The organism is Streptomyces sp. DT2A-34 (assembly GCF_030499515.1).
Taxonomy (GTDB): Bacteria; Actinomycetota; Actinomycetes; order Streptomycetales; family Streptomycetaceae; genus Streptomyces.
This window is the reverse complement of the sequence record NZ_JASTWJ010000001.1, coordinates 7,360,276-7,379,607: the sequence shown is the minus strand read 5'-3', so window position 1 is coordinate 7,379,607 and position 19,332 is coordinate 7,360,276. Positions and strand designations below refer to the sequence as shown.

The following is a 19,332-nucleotide window of genomic DNA, read 5'->3' as shown; positions in this document are numbered from 1 at the left end:
CCTCTCCGAGTGATCCGCCCTCTATGCTCTCAGCTCGTACAGAGTGCCGAGGGTCACATGAGCGAGGGGCGGGGCCGCGATGGCCGAGCAGAGCGTGCGGTGGGGGATCCTGGCGACCGGCGGGATCGCCGCCGCGTTCACGGCGGATCTGATCGATCTGCCGGACGCGGAGGTCGTGGCGGTGGCCTCACGGAGCCAGGACTCCGCGGACGCGTTCGCGGAGCGGTTCGGGATACCGCGGGCGTACGGCGACTGGGACGCGCTCGCCCAGGACGGCGACATCGATGTCGTGTACGTCGCCACCCCGCACTCGGCGCACCGGGCGGCCGCCGGGCTGTGTCTGGAGGCCGGGCACAACGTGCTGTGCGAGAAGGCGTTCACGCTGAACGCGCGGGAGGCCGAGGAACTGGTCGCGCTGGCGAAGGCGCGCGGCAGCTTCCTGATGGAAGCCATGTGGATGTACTGCAACCCGCTGATCCGGCGGCTCAAGGCGCTGGTGGACGACGGCGCGATCGGTGAAGTGCGCCATGTTCAGGCCGACTTCGGGCTGGCCGGGCCCTTCCCGCCCTCGCACCGGCTGCGGGACCCGGCGCAGGGCGGGGGCGCGCTGCTGGACCTCGGCGTGTACCCGGTCTCCTTCGCCCAGCTGCTGCTCGGGGAGCCGTCGGACGTGGCGGCGCGCGCGATGCTGTCGGCGGAGGGCGTCGATCTGCAGACGGGCGCTGTGCTCTCCTGGGACAGCGGCGCCCTCGCCTCGGTGCACTGTTCCATCGTCGGCGGTACGGCGACCGCCGCGTCGGTCACCGGCTCGGGCGGCCGGATCGACGTGCCGAGCGGCTTCTTCTTCCCGGACCGCTTCGTCCTGCACCGCGACGGCCGTGACCCCGAGGAGTTCACGGCCGACCCGGCCGACGGGCCCCGCAACAGCCTGCGGCACGAGGCCGCCGAGGTGATGCGGGCCCTGCGCGCCGGCGAGACCGAGTCGCCGCTGGTCCCGCTCGACGGCACGCTGGCCGTGATGCGGACGCTCGACGCGGTCCGGGGCCGCATCGGCGTCCGCTACCCGGGCGAGGCGGCCGACGAGGATTCCGGCGAGGACCTCGCGCCCGCGCTCACACCGGCGTGAGCCCCGGCTCCCCCACCTCCGTGACGAAGGACGCGGCCGTCGTGACCGGTGCCCCGGGCGTGGTCACGTACGGCACCGTCTTGAAGTCGGCCCGCGCCTGCTCCTCCCCCAGCGCGACGGTCACATAGCCGCGCCGCCCGTTGTAGAACTTCATGTGCGGGTTGGCCTGCATGTACGTGTCCCAGTTGGCGGGCTTGTCGACGCCGTCCCGGCCGCTCGCGACCGACGTGGCCACGATCTCCGTGCCGAGCGTGGCGGAGTCGGGGTCGTCGAAGTCGTCCTTGATGTCGAAGCCGTACCCGACGTGGACGTCGCCGGTGAGCACCATCAGGTTCTCGATGCCGGCGGCCTTCGCCCCGTCCAGTACGCGGCGGCGGGAGGCGCGGTAGCCGTCCCAGGCGTCCATCGACACCCGTGAGGGCGCGGTGAGGTCGAACTTCCGCTGGGAGAAGGTGACCTGCTGCGGTACGACGTTCCACAGCGCCTTCGACGCGTGCCACCCGTCCAGCAGCCACCGCTCCTGCGTCGCTCCGGTCATGGTGCGCGCCGGGTCGTCGACGTCGGGGCCGGGGATCTGGGCGCCGTCGCCGTACGCCTGGTTGGAGCGGTACTGCCGGGTGTCCAGCACGTCGAACTGGGCGAGCCGGCCCCAGTGCAGGCGCCGGTAGAGCCGCATGTCGGGGCCGGTGGGCTGCTGCGGGCTGCGCAGGGGCTGGTTCTCCCAGTAGGCGCGGTAGGCGGAGGCCCGGCGCAGCAGGAACTCCTCCGGCGGGACGCTGTTCTCGGGGGTGTCGTCGGCGTAGTTGTTCTCGGTCTCGTGGTCGTCCCAGGTGACGACGAAGGGGTGGGCGGCGTGCGCGGCCCTGAGGTCGGGGTCGGACTTGAAGAGGGCGTAGCGCAGGCGGTAGTCCTCCAGGGTCACCGTCTCGCGGTTGAAGAGGGCGGGGAGCGCGCGGTCGGTGTAGTTGCGGTAGCCGCCGACGGAGTTGACCGCGTACTCGTACAGGTAGTCGCCGAGGTGGAAGACGACGTCCACGTCGTCCTGCGCGAGATGGCGGTAGGGCGTGAAGTAGCCGTCGGCGTACGCCTGGCAGGAGACGGCCGCGAGGGTCAGCGAGCTCGCCGTGCCGGTCGTCTCGGGCGCGGTGCGGGTGCGGCCCGTCTCGCTGATCCAGGTGCCGGTGCGGAAGCGGTAGTAGTACACGCGGCCCGCGTCGAGTTGGCCGACCTCGACATGGACCGTGTGGTGGAACTCGGGGTGCGCGAAGGCGGTGCCGCGTCGGGCGATCCGGCTGAACTTCTCGTCGTGCGCCAGCTCCCAGTGGACGGTGACCCGTTCGGCGGGCAGTCCGCCGTCGGGCTCGTACGGGGCGGGGGCCAGGCGGGTCCACAGCAGGACGGAGCCGGGCCGCGGGTCGCCGGAGGCGACGCCGAGGGTGAAGGGGTCGTCGTCGATCCGGCGGGCGTCGAGCTCGGCGGCGCTCGCCGCACCCGCGACCGGCAGGTTCACGGCGAAAGCGAGCGCGGCGGCCGCGGCGGTGACGGTCAGGAAGCTGCGGCGGCCGATGTGGCGGGCGGCCGCGCGCAGATCGGGGGCGTGCTGGGGCGCGTGTCTGGTGATGGTCATCCGGTCCTCCCCTGCCTGATGGATGCATGAGGCATTGGAGTGGCCGGGGACGACACTCTCTTGGCGCGTACACAACACCCGGATGGCGGATGAATGAGTTCCGGATGGCGGACCCTCACGTAACCTGCGGCCCCATGAACGACAGGCAAACGGAGACGAGGACGGACGCGAGGATCGCCGTGGTGACCGGGGCGGGCTCCGGCATCGGCCGCGCGGTCGCGGTGGAACTGCTGCGCGCGGGCTGGGCGGTGGCGCTGGCGGGGCGGCGCGTCGAGACGCTGGAGGAGACGGCGGGGCTGGTGCCCGGCAGCGCCTCTCTCGCCGTACGGACGGACGTGTCACGGCCGGAGGACGTGGCCGCGCTGTTCGCCGCCGCGGTGGAGCGGTTCGGGCGGGTGGACCTGCTGTTCAACAACGCGGGGACGTTCGGGCCGGGCGGGGTGCCGGTCGAGGAGCTGTCGTACGACGCCTGGCGGCATGTGGTGGACACCAACCTCAACGGGGCGTTCCTGTGCGCGCAGGCGGCGTACCGGCAGATGAAGGAGCAGGCCCCGCGGGGCGGCCGGATCATCAACAACGGGTCCATCTCGGCACACACGCCCCGCCCGCACTCGGTGGCCTACACGGCGACCAAGCACGCGCTGACCGGACTGACCAAGTCGCTGTCGCTGGACGGGCGGCCGTACGACATCGCCGTCGGCCAGATCGACATCGGCAACGCGGCGACCGACATGACCGCGCGGATGCAGACGGGCGCCCTGCAGGCCGACGGGTCGGTGGTGCCCGAGCCCGTGATGGATGTCGCCGACGTGGCGCGGACGGTGCGGCACATGGCGGAGCTGCCGCTGGCGGCGAATGTGCAGTTCGCGACGGTGCTGGCGACGGCGATGCCGTATGTGGGGCGTGGCTGAACGGTCAACCTATACAAACGGAATTTGGCCGTCCGCTGCGTTGCGACCGGTGAGGAGCATATGCTCGACTCTCCTCCACAAGAGCTTCACACTTGGCGCACAAGTCTTCCGCCGGCCACTCCGAGGGGGGATGCGGCAGCCGTTCCATGACACCGGGTGGGGGTGGGCCTCGCGTGGGACCGCGAGGTACGCACCGGTGCGTGGAACGGCTGCCGCACAGTCCTTACGGTGAGGGTGCTCAGTGACCGAGGTCGGCTAGGCCTGCCCGGTCTCGAAGCGGGAGATCCTGCCGTCGTCCTCGACCTCGAAGTGCCACCGCGTGCGCATCTCGCCCCAGGTGTCGTTGCGGTAGTGGGTGAGGAGGTCGCGGCCGTGGTTGGACTCCTTGTCGACCTCCATGTGGCCGTTGGAGGAGAAGATCTCCCGGTCGATCCAGTCGGCGAGGTCGCGGTCGGTGCCGTCGTCCGCCATGGTCGCGCCGGGCGCGAGGATGGTCAGGAAGCCCTCGCGGTCGTGGGCGTTGACGGCGGTGACGAAGGCGCGGACGGCGGGGTCGCTGAGTTTGGACGTCTGAATCGTCATAGCGGTCAGCCTCACACCGGCCCCGCCGACCCGCCACCCGAACGGCGGCGCGGACAGGCCGACCGGGTGTCGTCGGTGCGACGGTGGATACGCGGGAGGGGTCCTGTTCCTGCTGTCTGTTCCGGGAGTCACTGTGAGTGCTTACGACCGACGTGATCTGGGCCTGCTGTTGCTCCGGCTGGGCGCCGGCGGAGTGCTGGCCGCGCACGGTACGCAGAAGCTGTTCGGCTGGTTCGGCGGACACGGCATCGAGGGGACCGGCCAGTTCATGGAGTCGGTCGGCTACCGGCCGGGCAGGGCGAGCGCGACGGCGGCGGGCCTCGCGGAGACCGGTGGCGGCACGCTGCTGGCGCTGGGGCTCGCGACGCCCGGGGCGGGTGCGGCGGCGGCCGGTGCGATGGCGGGGGCGTCCGCGGTGCACGCCCCGAACGGCTTCTTCAACCAGGAGGGCGGCTACGAGTACGCGGCCACCCTCGCCCTGGCCGCGACCGGCCTCGCGATCGCGGGCCCCGGCCGGCTCTCCCTCGACCACGCCCTCGGCCATGTCCTCGACCGCGGCTGGATGGTTCCTACGGCACTGGCGGCGACGGCCGCGGTGACGGCGCTGGTGGTGGGGGTGCGGAACAAGAGGCTGGACGAGGCGGAGAAGGAGGAGGGGGCGGGACTCTTCGACGAACAGGAGGCGCTGTTCGGGGAGTAGGTGGCTTCACCGGCGGTTTCATGGGTGGTTCGCAGGCGGGTTCCTCACCGCCGCCCGCCGAACTCCCAGTCATGGACCTCGATGTCGGCATACCGGTCCGGGGTCAGCACGCCACGTGCCGTGGCCGGGTCCGGGGCCCGCAGCAGCGCGGCCGTACCCAGCCAGGCGGCGCCGTCGTCGGACAGCAGAGGCCCGTACGCGATCAGTTCGTCCCGGTCGGCCGGCACCGCGAGGTCTGCGGGCTGTCCCGCGCCGAGGCCGAGCACCAGGTACCGGTGGCCGCCGGTCCGCCCACCGGGGAAGTCCCACATGGTGCGTCCCAGCAGATTGCGCCACCGGCGCAGCAGCACGTCCCGGTACACGCCCGCCTGGTAGTTGGGCTCGTCGAAGGCGAACGCGCGGGCGGCGGCGGGACCGGGCAGGTCGACGAGGTGCACACTCCCGGTGGGCGTCTCGCCGTCGCCGGCGAAGGTGGGGCCGCGGGCGATCAGCTCCTTCGCGTACCGGTCCATGTAGGACCAGTGCTCTTCGAGCAGCTCCTCGCGCAAGGTGACCGAGCCGGGCCGATCGCGGTGGTAGCAGAAGTACTCCATGCCACCAGACCCTTCCCGACGTGCGGCGGCATCTCAACGGACTTTCCGGGAGCGGTCCCGACGTTGGTGCTCCACCATGCGTGGGCGGACCGAACCGCAGCGGAGAGCCGAGGTCGTTCAAGGGGCATTCGATGTGGTGGACTGGCTGGGGGCTGGTGGCCTTCCCCGTGGTTGTCTTCCCGACGGGCATCGGTGGCGCGTGGGGTGCAGCAGGTGAGGCCGTCGGAATGATCGTCGGCGGCGTACTCCTCTGGTTCATCGGCACGTACATGAACCGGGATGTGCTCTACATCGAGACCAACGAATACCTCCCTCGTAACCGGCACACTCTCTACTCGATCCCCATCCAGTACTTGAGCGTGCTCGTGATTCTGTGGGCCATAGGCTCGTTGCTCTTCGGCAGTGAGAACTTTCCTACCTGACCCGGGTAGGTGGCTCCGTGCCAAGCTGCCCGCATGACTGATCAGGCCGCCCCTTCCGACGCCTCCGCCGACCTGTGGGCATCCATCGACGACCTGTGGACCTGGCTCGACACCAACCAGCCGGCCGGCGGCAAGGAGGGCATGCTGCTGCGGATGCTGAAGCTGTCGGAGGAGGTCGGCGAGGTCGCCGAGGCGGTGATCGGGGCGACGGGGCAGAACCCGCGCAAGGGCGTCTCGCACAGCTGGGAGGACGTGCAGGGCGAGTTGTGCGACGTGGTGATCACCGCACTCGTCGCCCTGCGCACACTGACCCCCGACACCCGCGAGGTCTTCACCCGGCATCTGGCCCGCGTGAAGGAGCGCTCGCTGGGTTCCGAATCCTAGGGCCTGTCTGACGGGGCTCAAGCCTCAGCACCGTCCCCTCCCCGTTCGCCGACAGCAGCAGCGCACCGTCCGGCCGGGCCGCCAGACCCGCGAACCGGTGATCTAGCGGGCGGCGCGGCGTCGGGCAGAGTCGCCGAAGTCCTCGCCCGCGCACGGCAGTTGGTACGGAGCGCGGAGCCCGCCGGATGGGACGGCGCACTGCGCTACGGCGACCTCGTGCTGGACCAGGCCACCCGCCGGGCGCGGCGCGGTGAGCGCACCATCGAACTCGCCCCCGCGGAGTACCGCCTGCTGCGCTGCCTGCTGGTGAACGCCGAACGCGTGCTGTCCAAGGAGCAGATCGGGCGGCACGAGGACATCCGGTACCGCGTCGGTCGACGGCGGCTTCGGCATACGGTCACTGTAACCGCGGATTGCCTGAGGCGAGGAAGCGCGGGTGGCCCCTCACCGCGTCAGGTCCAGGGCGTGGCGACGAGCCGGATCCGCGCGTCGCGGCCGACGAGCGGTGCGGCGGTGGTGGGCAGTTCGATGTGCGCGACCCAGCGAGCGGGGGTGGGGTCCTCGTCGACCCGGGGCTCTCCGGCGACGCGGTGGTCGCGGATGGCGCCTTCGATGTCCGAGTTCCAGGCGGCCCAGATGCCGGGGCCGGCCTCCGGGGTGCCCACGTCGATGACGAGGGTGTCGGCGAAGTCGGCGGAATGCTCCAGGTGGTCGCCGAGCCGGAGGATGCCGTGCCGCTCGCGCAGGGAGATCAGCCGCAGTTGGAGGACGAACCGCATCGGCTCGTCCGTCGCCATCCGCAGCCCGCTGTTGAGGAAGGTCGTCGCCAGCGACACCGACGCCTCCTGCCCGTCCGGGGCCGCGTCGAGCTGGATCGGGCACCAGTGGGCGGCGAGCCGCTCGTGCATCACCACGGGCAGCCCGCGCACCGACAGCGAGGCCTCGGCCTGCCACACGACGTCCCCGTCGTCGGACAGCCGGTAGTCGACCAGCGACGCCTCGATCCGGGTGTCGCCGAACAGGAACCGCCGCAGGTTCTGGTAGCCCTCCTCGGAGTTGACCATCCCGTAGCGCCCGCTGTGGCTGCGGTGCACGAAGGCCCGGTGGGCGCCGGGGACATACGCCCGCTCGATCTGCACGAGCCCGTCGCTGTGCGGCCCGACGGCGGCGGAGGACAGCCCGAGGGCGACGTCGTAGTCCGCCGGGTTGGTCCCCACCAGGCAGAAGACCCGCTCGACGGGAAGCGCCCCCGGCCCCGTGGGCATCACGCGGGCGTCCCAGTCGGCGGGCGGGCCGTCGGGGTCCAGGTCGGCCTGCGGGGTGAGGTACTCGTACATCCGCCGGGGGCCGAAGATGTCGGCGCCCTGGATGCCGAGCGTGTCCCGGATCCGCTCCACCCATCCGCCGCCGACGTCGAAGCCGATGCCGCCGTGCGGGGTGCCGTAGGTGAAGAGCTTCGCGACACAGTCGGCGGCGGCGCGGCCCCGGTCGGGCAGGATCTTCTGCAGTAGGCACCGGCAGATCAGTCCGCCCATGGAGTGGGCCACGAGGATCACGGCGGGGGCCCCGCTCTTCTCCCGCAGCCGGTCGATCAGGTCGAGCAGGTCGGCGGCGGCGTGCTCCAGCTGGTACTCGCGGGGGCTGCCGCCCCAGGTCGTCGCCGAGCGGTCGTAGAAGCGGTGGATCCAGATGGTGTTGGCGGGAACCTCCGCGTGGCCCACGAGGTAGGCCTCCTGGCTCCCCTTGACGAGCAGTTCGTAGCCCTCCTCCCGCAGCAGGCGCAGCAGCGGGCTCTCGAACTGGTGAAAGAGCGGCTGGTTGTGCGCGCCGACGCGGACGTGGGTGGAGCCCTCGTTGAAGCCGTAGAAGGGGTCGTCGACGGCCTTGTCGATCCCTCGGGTCCCGCCGGCGAAGCCCCGGACGTAGACGAGGGGAAGTCTGCGGTTGTCGTCCACGCCATGCCTCCAGAGCACCGGGTACCGGGGGCCACTCCCCTGCGGAACCCACTCCTCCTGAGTAGAGGAAGCCCGGGAGTCCGGCCTCCGGTAGTAGGCCGAACGGTGCGGGACGGCGCTGTCACCCGTGGGGAGCAAGTTGCCTGGTCGGCGGGGAGCGGTCGTGTCGTACTGGAGGTTGACGAGGGAGGGCAGGAGGACGGGATGTGGGACACGGGGAAGGCCCGGCGGTTCTCCGTGGTGCGCCCGCCTCATCACTCCGGCGGCCGAGGCAATCTCGGAGCCTGGCGCGAGCTTCCGCTGACGGTGATCGCACGGATGAGAACTCAGCTCGCGAAAGAGGAACGCCGTGCCGTGGACGACACCGACGGCCGACGGCAGGCCGTGCTCGACGGAGTGAAAGGGCATCTCCAGCAAGCCGAGGAAGCATGCCTGAACGCCTCACGGTTCCGGCCCAGATCCGGCACCCTCGAACGCGCCTGGTCGAACATCCGCGCCGCCGAGGCCGATCTGCTCTCCCTGGCTTCGGACGACGAGGTTCGGGCGCGTACTCCCGAAGTCCTGGGCATCGTGCGCCGGCACCTGCCGGAGGACAGTCCCCAGCGGCATGCGGTCGAGGAGATCGCCGAGAAGGCCGAAGCCGGCGACGAGCCGCTCACCGACCAGGAGCGGAGCGCCCTGGTCCGGGCTCTCGGCTTCGCCCACGCGGCCCTGGGCGGCAAGTACCGGCGGGTGCGCGTGCTGGCCGACCTGCTGTGGATCGTCACGGGGGCGGCGACGCTGGGCCTGGTCGCGCTGGCGTTGTGGGGCTACTGGGACAAGGAGTCCCTGGATCTGTGCTTTCGCCCCCAGCCGCCCGGCAACCGGGTCGTCTGCCCCACCGGCGAGAAGGAGGTCCCTCCCGAGGGCCTGCCTCCGGCGGCCGAGGCCCCCGCCCCCACGGATGTCGTCACCGGCAGATTCTCCAACAGCCTGGACGTCCTGACCGTGGAGTTCGCGGGGCTCATCGGAGCGGCCCTGACGGTGGTCGCGGCGGTGCACCACCTCCATGTGAACCAGGCCACGCAGTACAAGTTCCGCCTGCCGCTCGCCACGGCTGTGCTGAAGTTCCCCGTGGGCGCGCTCTCCGCCGTGGCCGGAATCATGCTCATCAAGGGGGCTTTCGTACCCGGCCTGAGCGACCTCGACAGCTCCGCGCAGATCCTCGGCTGGTCGGTCGTCTTCGGAGCGGCCCAGCACCTGGTCACTCACATCGTCGACCAGCGGGCGGAGGAGGCGCTGAGCGGCGTACGGAAACCGCCCTAGCGGCACGCCCGGAAAACCCCCGCGACGGACGCCCCTCCCTGGTGCGTAGAGCAGACGACAGTCGTCTGCAGGGAGGGGAACAGAACGTGGCAGGGCACGGAGGCAGAGCCGCCAGAGGTACGGCGGCGGCGGTGGCGGCGATGGTGGCGCTGACCGCGTCACAGGCACCGGGGGCGGTCCCGGCGCGCGCCTCGGCGCCGGCACCGAGGCAGACGGACGCCGAGCACGGCCCGAGCGTCTCCGGCGACACCCCGTACCGCACGGAGCTGCCGCCGCTGCGGACCGGAAAGCGCGACGGCGACAAGGCACAGGCTTCGGGGCAGACGGGCGCCGCGCTGCCCGCGAGCGTGTTCGCCGCCTACCGACGGGCCGAGGAACGGCTCGCGCGCGAGGCGCCCGGCTGCCGGCTGCGGTGGCAGTTGCTGGCGGCGATCGGGCAGGTGGAGTCCGGGCAGGCACGGGGCGGCCGGGTGACGTCGGACGGTACGACCGTGGCGCCGATCCTCGGCCCGCGGCTGGACGGCGTGGCCTTCGCGCTGATCCGGGACACCGACGGCGGGGCCCACGACGGGGACACGGCGTACGACCGGGCGGTCGGGCCGATGCAGTTCATCCCGTCGACGTGGGCCCGGTGGGGCGCGGACGGCAACGGCGACGGGCGCAGCGACCCGAACAACGTCTTCGACGCGGCGCTCGCCGCCGGCCGCTACCTGTGCGCGGGCGGACGCGACCTGTCCGTCCCCGCCGAGCTGGACCGGGCGATCCTCGGCTACAACCACTCGACGGCGTATCTGCGCACGGTCAGGGCCTGGTACGCGTACTTCCTGGAAGGTCACCAGGTGGTGCCGGACAGCTCCACCGGCGCCCCGGCCCACCCCGAGCCGTCACGGTCCCCCGGGAAGCCGGACGACGGCTCCTCACCGGCACCCACCGCCCGGCGCCCGACCGCCACCCCGTCCCCCACGCCGCCGGCCCCCTCCTCGCCGGCTCCCGCCCCGTCCCGTCCGGCCACCGACCCTGAGGAGACGGACACACCGCAACTCCCCCTCCCCGCCTCGGACATCGACCTCCCCGGCGACGACCTGCCGCTCGGCGACGGCCCGCTGACCAGTAACGGCGCGGACTCGATGACCGCCACCCCCTCCACAACCGGGGATACTCGGCGGTAATGTCGCGCCCCGCCGGACGGTACGAGTCCGGTGAGTGAGCGCGAAGGGGCCCTCATGGCGACGGACATGCCTGCGGAGATGGACGCGGCCGACGAGCGTTGGCAGCGCATGTGGGGCCACCGCGAGCAGTTGCTCAAGGTGGCCCGGCGCAGGTCGATGAGTGCGGAGGACGCCGAGGACGCGGTGCACGAGGCGATGCTGCGCGCCGCCGAACGCCCCGACCTGGACGACGAGCGGCTCGCCGCATGGCTGACGACGGTGACGATGCGGCTGTGCGTCGACCGCTACCGGCAGGTCAACCGCGAGGCCGTGGTGCACACCAGCCCGACGCTCATCGCCCCCGGCCCCGTGCCCGTCGAGGAGGCGGTGTGCGACCGGGCCGAGGCGAAGTGGCTGGCCGTGCGCAGTGGTGAGCTGCCCGCACGGCAGGCCGAAGCGCTGCGGCTGAAGTCGGAGGACCTCGACGTCGGGCAGGTCGCCGTAAAGATGGGGCTCAGCTACCGGACCGTCGAGTCGCTGCTGGCCCGGGCGCGGCGGACGCTGCGGCAGTCGCTGGCGGCCACGCTCGGGTTCGCGCTGTTCCTGATCGGGTGGGGGCGGCCGAGGCCGGCCGGCAAGACCCCGGCCATGGCGGTGGCCTCGACGGCGGCGACCTTGGCGATGGCCGGGCTCGTGCTGCCGTACGCCCTCGACGGGAGCGACCGTGGAGGCGGTACGGCCCCTCGGCCCTCCGTCGCCTCGCCCGACGCGGAGGCGCTGCGGCCGGGCAGCGGCGATGGCGGCCGTACGCCTGAGGGGAACCGTCCCACGGCCACGGGGGCCGAGCGGAAGGCGACCGGGTCGCCGTCGGGGGAATCGTTCCTGCCGCTGTCCGTGCCGTCAGTGCCGCAGGTCCCGGAGGTGTCGGTGTCCCCGCTGCCGGTGCTCTCCGCCCCGGAGATCCCACAGGCCCCCGAGGTGCCGGACGTTCCGGAGCTGCCCGCCGTCCCCGACCTGCCGGGCACCCCCTCCGCCGTCCCGACGGACACGGCCCTCCCGACGCTCCCCGACGCCTCCGCCGCCGTACCGTCCGACTCGCTCCCCGTGCCGACGGCTGACGCACTGCCATAGCCCCGACCAGGCGACCGTAAACCCTCCCCAAACCCCGCCCGGTAACCCGCTCGAAAGAGTCCGCCACCTCAGTGACGGCTGCCGATGCTCTCCGCGCCGCAGGTCCCGCAGGCCCCTCCGTCGATCCGACGGACACGACGGACACGAAGAACACAGCGGACGCGACGGCGATTCCGGGCATCTCCGCCCCCGCACCGTCGCCCTCCTCGCTCCCCACGCCGACAGCGAGCTCACTGCCGTAGCCGCGGACACACGACCGTAAGCCGCCCCAAATCCCCCACCCCGAAACCCGCCCGAAAAAAATCCGCCACGGAAACGACGGACGCCCGCCCCCTCCCCGTAGAGCAGATGTCAGAGCTGCTCCACGGCTGAAGGGTGAACCGGATGGGTGTCGAGATCTGTGTGGAAGGGCTGACCAAGTCCTTCGGTCACCAGGTCATCTGGCAGGACGTCTCACTGACGCTGCCTGCCGGGGAGGTCTCGGTCATGCTCGGGCCCTCGGGCACGGGCAAGTCGGTGTTCCTCAAGACGCTCGTCGGACTGCTGAAGCCGGAGCGCGGGTCGATCACGATCCAGGGCCGGGACATCACGAAGCTCCGCGAGCACGACCTGTACGAGGTGCGCAAGCTCTTCGGCGTGCTGTTCCAGGACGGCGCGCTGTTCGGCTCGATGAACCTGTACGACAACATCGCCTTCCCGCTGCGCGAGCACACCCGTAAGTCCGAGAGCGAGATCCGGCGGATCGTGCTGGAGAAGATGGACATGGTCGGGCTGATCGGCGCCGAGGGGAAGCTGCCCGGCGAGATCTCCGGCGGGATGCGGAAGCGGGCGGGCCTGGCCCGGGCCCTCGTGCTCGACCCGGAGATCATCCTCTTCGACGAGCCCGACTCGGGCCTGGACCCGGTCCGCGTCGCCTACCTCAACCAGCTCATCGTCGACCTCAACGCCCAGATCGACGCGACCTTCCTGATCGTCACACACGACATCGCCTCGGCCCGACAGGTCCCGGACAACATCGGGCTGCTGTTCCGCCGCGAGCTGGTGATGTTCGGGCCCCGCGAGGAGCTGCTGACCAGCGACGAGCCCGTCGTACGGCAGTTCCTGAACGGCCGTATGCAGGGCCCGATCGGCATGGCGGAGGAGAAGGACGCCGCCCAGGTCGAGCAGGAGCTCGCCGCCCTCGGCGACGACGGCAAGGGCCCACAGTCTCCCGGCAGCCAGGCACTGACTCCCCGCCTGCTGCCGGGGCCGGGCATCACCCGCCCGCCCCGCTGGGAGGCGATCGCCCGGCGGGAGGCGGAGCTCAGGCACCGGAAGGTGGTGGCGGACGTATGAGACTGTCGCCCACCGGAGCCCTGCGGCAGTCGGGGAACCTGTTCGCGATGGCGCTGGACGTCGTCCGGACGATTCCCCGACGGCCGTTCCAGGCAAGGGAGTTCATCCAGCAGGCGTGGTTCGTCGCGAGCGTCACCATCCTGCCGACGGCGCTCGTCTCCATCCCCTTCGGCGCGGTCATCGCTCTCCAGATCGGCAGCCTGACCCGGCAGCTCGGCGCCCAGTCCTTCTCGGGCGCCGCCTCCGTGCTCGCCGTACTGCGCGAGGCCTCGCCGATCGTCACCGCGCTGCTCATCGCGGGCGCCGGCGGCACGGCGATCTGCGCCGACCTCGGGGCGCGGAAGATCCGGGACGAGATCGACGCGATGCAGGTGCTCGGCATCGACCCCATCCATCGCCTGGTCGTGCCGCGCGTGCTGGCGTCGATGGTCGTGGCCGTGCTGCTCAACGGCCTGGTGTCGGTGGTCGGCGTGGCGGGCGGCTACTTCTTCAACGTCGTCCTGCAGAACGGCACTCCGGGCGCCTACCTCGCCTCCTTCACCACGCTCGCCCAGCTCTCCGACCTGTGGGCGGCCGAGGTCAAGGCACTCGTCTTCGGCGCGATCTCCGGGATCGTCGCCTCGTACAAGGGACTGACCGCCAAGGGCGGCCCGAAGGGTGTGGGCGACGCCGTGAACCAGTCGGTGGTGATCACCTTCATGTTGCTGTTCGTGACGAACTTCGTGATGACCGCCGTGTACTTCCAAGTCGTTCCCCAGAGGGGCTGAGGCATGGCGCTGTTGAAAGGTCTGGAGGAGCTGGGTGCCCAGCTGTCCTTCTACGGGCGGTCGTTGGCCTGGACCGGCCGCACCCTGCGCCGCTACAAGAAGGAGATCCTGCGGCTGCTCGCCGAGGTGAGTTTCGGCCGCGGCGCACTCGCTGTCGTGGGCGGCACGGTCGGCGTGATCGCCTTCCTGTCCTTCTTCACCGGCACCGAGGTCGGCCTCCAGGGCTACGCGGCCCTCAACCAGCTCGGCACGTCCAACTTCGTGGCGTTCCTGTCGGCGTACTTCAACACCCGGGAGATCGCCCCGCTGGTGGCGGGACTCGCGCTGTCCGCGACCGTCGGCGCCGGGTTCACGGCCCAGCTCGGCGCGATGCGGATCAGCGAGGAGACGGACGCCCTCGAAGTCATGGGCGTGCCCTCGCTGCCGTTCCTGGTGACGACGCGGATGATCGCCGGATTCGTGGCCGTGATCCCGCTGTATGTGATCGGCCTGCTGTCCTCGTACCTGGCCGCCCGCACCATCACCACCGTCTACTACGGCCAGTCGGCGGGCACGTACGACCACTACTTCCAGCAGTACCTGCCCCCGGTCGACGTGCTCTGGTCCTTCGGCAAGGTGCTCGTCTTCGCCGTCCTGATCATCCTCGTGCACTGCTTCTACGGCTACTACGCGAGCGGCGGCCCGGCGGGGGTCGGCGTGGCGGTGGGCCGTGCGGTGCGGACCTCGATCGTGGCGATCAACGTCCTCGACTTCTTCCTGTCGCTCGCGATCTGGGGCGCCAGCACGACCGTAAGGATCGCGGGGTGAGCCGCCGTATGAGGGTACTGAGACTGCGGTTGTACGGGGTCGTGTTCCTGGCCGTACTCGCGCTGCTGCTGTCGCTGTCGGTCGCCGTCTACCGGCAGGTGTTCACGCCGGTCGTGCGGATCACCCTGGAGGCCGACAGCCTCGGCAACCAGCTCGATCCGCGGGCCGACGTCAAGCTGCGCGGGCTGCTGGTCGGCGAGGTGCGCGAGGTGCACGCCGACGGGACGAAGGCGACGCTGGACATCGCGCTGAAACCGGAGCACGTCGCCCACATCCCGTCCGACGTGCACGCACGCCTGCTGCCCAAGACGCTGTTCGGCGAGAAGTACGTCGACCTGGTGCCGCCCGCCGGCGCCGGGTCCTCCTCGGCCCGCCCGATCCGCGCCGGTGACGTCATCACCCAGGACCGCACCCGCGTCGGCATCGAGGTGCAGCAGCTGCTGAACGACCTGATGCCCCTGCTGCGCACCGTCCAGCCCGGCAAGCTCAACGCCACCCTCTCCGCCTTCGCCACCGCCCTGGAGGGCCGCGGCGACCGGATCGGCGACAACCTCACACGCCTGGAGGCCTACCTGCGCCGCCTCAACCCCCATCTGCCCACCCTCACCGAGAACATCGCGCGCTTCGCCGAGGTCGCCGAGATCTACGGCGACGCGGCACCCGACCTGATGGAGATCCTGCGCAACACCGTCACCACCAGCCGCACGATCGTGGAGCAGAAGGACCGGCTGGCGGCCGCGTTGAAGACCACGGCGACCGTCGCGGGGACGGCCGAGGACTTCCTCGACAAGAACGGCGACCGGCTCATCACCCTCGGCCAGGTCTCCCGTCCGACCCTGGAGCTGTTCGCCCGCTACTCCCCCGAGTACCCGTGTCTGCTGGCCGGTCTGGTCCGGCAGGAGAAGGCCTCGGAGGAGGCGTTCCGGGGCGGCAAGATGCACATCACGCTGGAGGTCGTACGGCCGCAAGGGGCGTACGAGCCGGGTGAGGAGCCGCGTTACGGCGAGCGGTCCGGGCCCGACTGCCGGGATCTGCCGAACCCGCCGGTGCCGGCGCCCGGGGCACACCTCGACGACGGTTCGAAGGCCGCGGGTTCCTCCGCGGGCGGCCCGCTCGGCGTGTCCGCCACCCGGGCGGAGCAGCGGGCGGTCGGCTCGCTCGTGGCCCCGGCCCTGGGTGTGCCCGCCGACGAGGTGCCGCCGGTCGCGACGCTGCTGTTCGGACCGCTGGCGCGCGGGACGGCGGTGAGCGTCGCATGAGAACCGCAGGCGCACGGCAGACCGCTGCCCCCTTGATCAAGTTCAGCGTTTTCGCGCTGGTGACCATCCTGGCGACGACCCTGCTCGCCGCCACCATCGTGAACATCTCCTTCACCCCGGAGCATCGCTATCACGCGGTCTTCAGCGATGTGACCGGCCTGGAGGAGGGCGACGACATCCGGGTGGCCGGGGTGCGGGTCGGCGAGGTCGAGGGAATCCGGATCAAGGACCGGACGCTGGCCGAGGTCACCTTCACGGTCAGCCAGGAACGGCCGCTGCTCACCAGCACGGGCGCGGTCATCCGCTACCGCAACCTGGTCGGCCAGCGGTATGTCGCGCTGACCGAGGGCACGGGCGACGGCACCCGGCTGCTGCGGCCCGGCGCGACGATCCCGCTGTCCCGCACCCAGCCCGCCCTTGACCTCAACGCGCTGCTGAACGGCTTCAAGCCGCTGTTCGCCGCGCTCAGCCCGAAGGACGTCAACCAGCTCGCCACCGAGATCATCAAGACCCTCCAGGGCGAGGGCGGCACCGTCAACAGCCTGCTCGTGCACACGGCGTCGCTCACCTCGACGCTGGCCGGCCGCGACCAGCTGATCGGCTCGGTGATCGACAACCTCAACACCGTGCTGGGGACGCTGGACCAGCGCGGCGCCCGGTTCTCCGGTCTGCTCAAGCAGCTGCGCCGGGTCATCTCGGGCCTGTCCGCCGACCGCAAGCCCATCGGGCAGTCCCTGGTGAGCATCGGCGACCTGACGGAGGCCACCTCGGGCCTGCTGAAGGACGCACGTCCGCCGCTGAAGGACGACATCGCCGAGCTGACCGAACTCACCGGAACGCTGAACGACAACGAGAAGACCGTGGAGGGCGTGCTGAAGCGGCTGCCGAACAAGCTGAACGAGCTGACCGGGACGGCGTCCTACGGCTCCTGGTTCAACTTCTACCTCTGCGACTTCGACGGCCGGATCGTGCTGCCGAAGACGAAGACAGGGTCCCAGCAGGTGCTCACGCCCGATCTGCATGTGGCGAGGGCGAGGTGCGGGGCATGAGCCGTAGGACACGCCCGGCGCCGCTGTTCAAGGTGCGGGTCGAGCCGCCGCGGATTGTGCGGCTGCCACGGCTCCCCCGCATCCGGTTCCGCCGCCCGCACCTCTCCCCCTTCCGCGAGCGCAATCCCGTCGTCATCGGCGCCGTCGGGCTCACCGTCCTCGCCCTGCTGACGGTGGCCGCGTTCAACGCCGACCGCCTGCCGGTGATCGGTGACGGCGAGACGTACAGCGCGGCGTTCGCCGAGGCGGGCGGTCTCAAGCCCGGTGACGAGGTGCGGATCGCCGGGGTCAAGGTCGGCAAGGTGGAGGAGGTCGACCTGGACGGCGACCACGTCAAGGTCACCTTCAAGATCAAGGGCGAGCCCGGCTTCGGCACCGAGACCGGCGCTTCGATCCGGGTCAAGACGGTCCTCGGCGCGAAGTACCTCGCACTGCACCCCAAGGGCGGCGGCCAGTTGGCGCCCGGCAGCGAGATCCCGCTCAAGCGCACTGTCCCGGCCTACGACGTCGTCCAGGCCTTCAGCGACCTCACCACCACGACGGAGGAGGTCGACACCGACCGCGTGGCGAAGGCCCTGGACACCCTCTCGACCACCTTCGAGGACTCGCCGGAAGAGGTACGGGCGTCCATCAAGGGCCTGTCGCAGATCTCCCGGACGGTCGCGTCCCGCGACAAGGCGCTGCGCGAACTGCTGGACCACGCCAACGGCGTCACGGGCGTACTGGCCGACCGGTCATCGGACTTCACCACCCTGGTCAAGGACGGCGACAAGCTGTTCCGGGAGATCAGCAGGCGCCGCGAGGCGATCCACAAACTGCTGAAGAGCTCCGCCGCCCTCGGCATCCAGCTCTCCGGCCTCGTCCAGGACAACGACAAGGAGATCGGGCCCGCACTCAAGGGCCTGAACCGCGTGGTGGAGATGCTTGAGCGCAACCAATCCAGCCTGGACCGGAGCATCAAGCTCCTCGCCCCTTATACGCGGCTGTTCACCAACACCCTCGGCAACGGCCGCTGGTTCGACTCCTACGTCCAGAACCTGGTCGCTGCTCCGGTGGTGCCGCGGACGCGGACGGGAGGTGCACGGTGAGCAGCCGTTGGAGGAAGCGCCTGGCCCTGCTGACGGTACTGACCGTCGTCGCCGCGCTCGCCTGCGTACTGTGGCCCCGCCCCGAGCCGGTCCGCGTCACGGCGTACTTCCCGCGCACGGTCGGCATCTACCCGGGCTCGGACGTGCGCGTGCTGGGCGTCCGGATCGGCGAGGTCAAGGAGATCACGCCGGAGGGCGGCCGGGTGCGGGTGGAGCTGGAGTACGACGCCGGCCGCAAGGTCCCGGCGGACGCACAGGCCGCCATCATCAACTCCTCGGTGGTCAGCGACCGTTACCTACAGCTGCTGCCGGTGTACCGGGGCAGCGGGCCGGTGCTGCGGACCGGGGACGAGATCCCCGAGTCCCGTACGGCCGTACCCGTCGAACTCGACCGCGTCTTCGACAGCCTGCACACCACGGCCGAGGCGCTCGGCCCGGACGGCGCCAACAAGGACGGCTCCCTGTCCCGGCTGCTCGGAGTGAGCGCGGACAACCTGGACGGCCAGGGCAAGAACCTCAACCGGACGGTCGAGGACCTCGCGGCGGCGGTCACCACCCTGTCCGACGGCCGCACGGACCTGTTCGGCACGATCCGCAACCTCCAGGTCTTCACGGCGGCGCTGGCGGCGGACGACAAGAGCGTGCGGTCGTTCAACAGCAGCCTCGCGAAGGTGGCGGATCAACTGGCGGGCGAGCGAAAGGACTTGGCGGCGGCGCTGAAGCACCTCGGGACGGCGCTGGGCGATGTGTCGGCCTTCGTGAAGAAGAACAAGAAGTCGCTGACCTCGAACGTGGAGGGTCTCAGCAAGGTGACCAAGGTGCTCGTCACCCAACGGGCCGCGCTGGAGGAGCTGTTGGAAGTCGCCCCGACCGGCATGTCGAACCTGAACAACGCCTACAACCCGGCGGCCGGCACCCTCGACACCCGCAACAACGCCGATCAGGCGCAGGATCCGGCGTCACTGCTGTGCTCGGTGCTGCGGACGACCGGGGACGAGGGCGGCGACAACCCCGACTGCGAGGAGCTGAGGGAGCTGTTCGACTCGCTGCCGGAGCTGCCGCAGGGCGGCACGGCGGTCACGGGCACGGTCGATCGCACGCTCGGCGGAATTCTGGGGGCGAGCGCATGAGTGTCGAGCGCAT

20 protein-coding genes are annotated in these 19,332 nt (G+C 71.0%); 15 read left to right on the top strand and 5 right to left on the bottom strand.

Features of this window, described 5'->3' with window-relative positions:
• Positions 1–79: 79 nt before the first annotated feature.
• Positions 80–1,126, top strand: a complete 1,047-nt coding sequence (locus tag QQM39_RS32940) for a Gfo/Idh/MocA family protein (protein WP_302001198.1) — start codon at positions 80–82, stop codon at positions 1,124–1,126.
• Here QQM39_RS32940 and QQM39_RS32935 read toward each other — a convergent pair.
• Positions 1,113–2,753 carry an alkaline phosphatase gene (locus QQM39_RS32935; RefSeq protein ID WP_302001197.1) on the bottom strand — a complete coding sequence of 547 codons (1,641 nt, stop codon included), beginning with the start codon at positions 2,751–2,753 and terminating at the stop codon, positions 1,113–1,115. The two genes, QQM39_RS32940 and QQM39_RS32935, sit on opposite strands and share 14 nt — an antisense overlap.
• Before the next feature lie 134 nt (positions 2,754–2,887).
• On the opposite strand from QQM39_RS32935, the gene QQM39_RS32930 reads away from it, so the two are divergent.
• Positions 2,888–3,664, top strand: coding sequence for an SDR family oxidoreductase (locus QQM39_RS32930; RefSeq protein WP_302001196.1), 777 nt, complete (start codon positions 2,888–2,890; stop codon positions 3,662–3,664).
• Between the two features lie 255 nt (positions 3,665–3,919).
• On the opposite strand, the gene QQM39_RS32925 is transcribed toward QQM39_RS32930, so the two are convergent.
• Positions 3,920–4,246, bottom strand: a complete 327-nt coding sequence (locus QQM39_RS32925; RefSeq protein ID WP_302001195.1) for a nuclear transport factor 2 family protein — start codon at positions 4,244–4,246, stop codon at positions 3,920–3,922.
• A gap of 133 nt (positions 4,247–4,379) precedes the next feature.
• Between QQM39_RS32925 and QQM39_RS32920 the strand changes: the two genes are divergently transcribed.
• Complete coding sequence (locus QQM39_RS32920; protein WP_302001193.1) at positions 4,380–4,946, top strand: DoxX family membrane protein; 567 nt, start codon at positions 4,380–4,382, stop codon at positions 4,944–4,946.
• A 44-nt stretch (positions 4,947–4,990) separates the two neighbouring features.
• Here the strand turns inward: QQM39_RS32920 and QQM39_RS32915 are convergent, their stop codons facing one another.
• Positions 4,991–5,539 (bottom strand): YciI family protein, encoded by a 549-nt coding sequence (locus QQM39_RS32915; protein ID WP_302001191.1) that lies wholly within the window; start codon positions 5,537–5,539, stop codon positions 4,991–4,993.
• A gap of 131 nt (positions 5,540–5,670) precedes the next feature.
• On the opposite strand from QQM39_RS32915, the gene QQM39_RS32910 reads away from it, so the two are divergent.
• Together QQM39_RS32910 and QQM39_RS32905 are read left to right on the top strand one after the other, a co-directional pair.
• The gene (locus QQM39_RS32910) at positions 5,671–5,961 is read left to right on the top strand and encodes a hypothetical protein (RefSeq protein ID WP_302001189.1); all 291 of its coding nucleotides are present in this window, start codon (positions 5,671–5,673) and stop codon (positions 5,959–5,961) included.
• Positions 5,962–5,994: 33 nt separating this feature from the next.
• On the top strand, positions 5,995–6,345 hold the full coding sequence (locus QQM39_RS32905) for a MazG-like family protein (RefSeq protein WP_302001188.1): 351 nt from the start codon (positions 5,995–5,997) through the stop codon (positions 6,343–6,345).
• A 102-nt stretch (positions 6,346–6,447) separates the two neighbouring features.
• On the opposite strand, the gene QQM39_RS46305 is transcribed toward QQM39_RS32905, so the two are convergent.
• Positions 6,448–6,738 carry a hypothetical protein gene (locus QQM39_RS46305; protein WP_367669718.1) on the bottom strand — a complete coding sequence of 97 codons (291 nt, stop codon included), beginning with the start codon at positions 6,736–6,738 and terminating at the stop codon, positions 6,448–6,450.
• A 59-nt stretch (positions 6,739–6,797) separates the two neighbouring features.
• Positions 6,798–8,300 carry a triacylglycerol lipase gene (locus QQM39_RS32895; protein ID WP_302001187.1) on the bottom strand — a complete coding sequence of 501 codons (1,503 nt, stop codon included), beginning with the start codon at positions 8,298–8,300 and terminating at the stop codon, positions 6,798–6,800.
• A gap of 318 nt (positions 8,301–8,618) precedes the next feature.
• On the opposite strand from QQM39_RS32895, the gene QQM39_RS32890 reads away from it, so the two are divergent.
• The 10 genes from QQM39_RS32890 (at position 8,619) to QQM39_RS32845 (ending at position 19,319) form a co-directional block, all read left to right on the top strand.
• Complete coding sequence (locus QQM39_RS32890) at positions 8,619–9,605, top strand: hypothetical protein (protein WP_302001186.1); 987 nt, start codon at positions 8,619–8,621, stop codon at positions 9,603–9,605.
• Between the two features lie 140 nt (positions 9,606–9,745).
• The gene (locus tag QQM39_RS32885; RefSeq protein ID WP_302003809.1) at positions 9,746–10,774 is read left to right on the top strand and encodes a lytic transglycosylase domain-containing protein; all 1,029 of its coding nucleotides are present in this window, start codon (positions 9,746–9,748) and stop codon (positions 10,772–10,774) included.
• A 54-nt stretch (positions 10,775–10,828) separates the two neighbouring features.
• Positions 10,829–11,884, top strand: a complete 1,056-nt coding sequence (locus QQM39_RS32880; RefSeq protein ID WP_302001185.1) for an RNA polymerase sigma factor — start codon at positions 10,829–10,831, stop codon at positions 11,882–11,884.
• 384 nt (positions 11,885–12,268) lie between these two features.
• A complete protein-coding gene (locus QQM39_RS32875) occupies positions 12,269–13,219 on the top strand; it encodes an ABC transporter ATP-binding protein (protein WP_302001184.1) in 951 nt (316 codons plus the stop codon).
• Positions 13,216–13,986, top strand: a complete 771-nt coding sequence (locus QQM39_RS32870) for an ABC transporter permease (protein WP_302001183.1) — start codon at positions 13,216–13,218, stop codon at positions 13,984–13,986. Before QQM39_RS32875 ends, QQM39_RS32870 begins: the two co-directional genes overlap by 4 nt.
• A gap of 3 nt (positions 13,987–13,989) precedes the next feature.
• Positions 13,990–14,793 (top strand): ABC transporter permease, encoded by an 804-nt coding sequence (locus QQM39_RS32865; RefSeq protein WP_302001182.1) that lies wholly within the window; start codon positions 13,990–13,992, stop codon positions 14,791–14,793.
• An 8-nt stretch (positions 14,794–14,801) separates the two neighbouring features.
• Entirely contained in the window at positions 14,802–16,052 is a 1,251-nt protein-coding gene (locus tag QQM39_RS32860; protein WP_302001181.1) for an MCE family protein, read from the top strand.
• Positions 16,049–17,101, top strand: a complete 1,053-nt coding sequence (locus QQM39_RS32855; protein WP_302001180.1) for an MCE family protein — start codon at positions 16,049–16,051, stop codon at positions 17,099–17,101. Before QQM39_RS32860 ends, QQM39_RS32855 begins: the two co-directional genes overlap by 4 nt.
• Positions 17,098–18,189, top strand: a complete 1,092-nt coding sequence (locus QQM39_RS32850; RefSeq protein WP_302001179.1) for an MCE family protein — start codon at positions 17,098–17,100, stop codon at positions 18,187–18,189. The genes QQM39_RS32855 and QQM39_RS32850 overlap by 4 nt, the downstream gene beginning before the upstream one ends.
• The gene (locus QQM39_RS32845; RefSeq protein WP_302001177.1) at positions 18,186–19,319 is read left to right on the top strand and encodes an MCE family protein; all 1,134 of its coding nucleotides are present in this window, start codon (positions 18,186–18,188) and stop codon (positions 19,317–19,319) included. Before QQM39_RS32850 ends, QQM39_RS32845 begins: the two co-directional genes overlap by 4 nt.
• Positions 19,320–19,332: the final 13 nt, after the last annotated feature.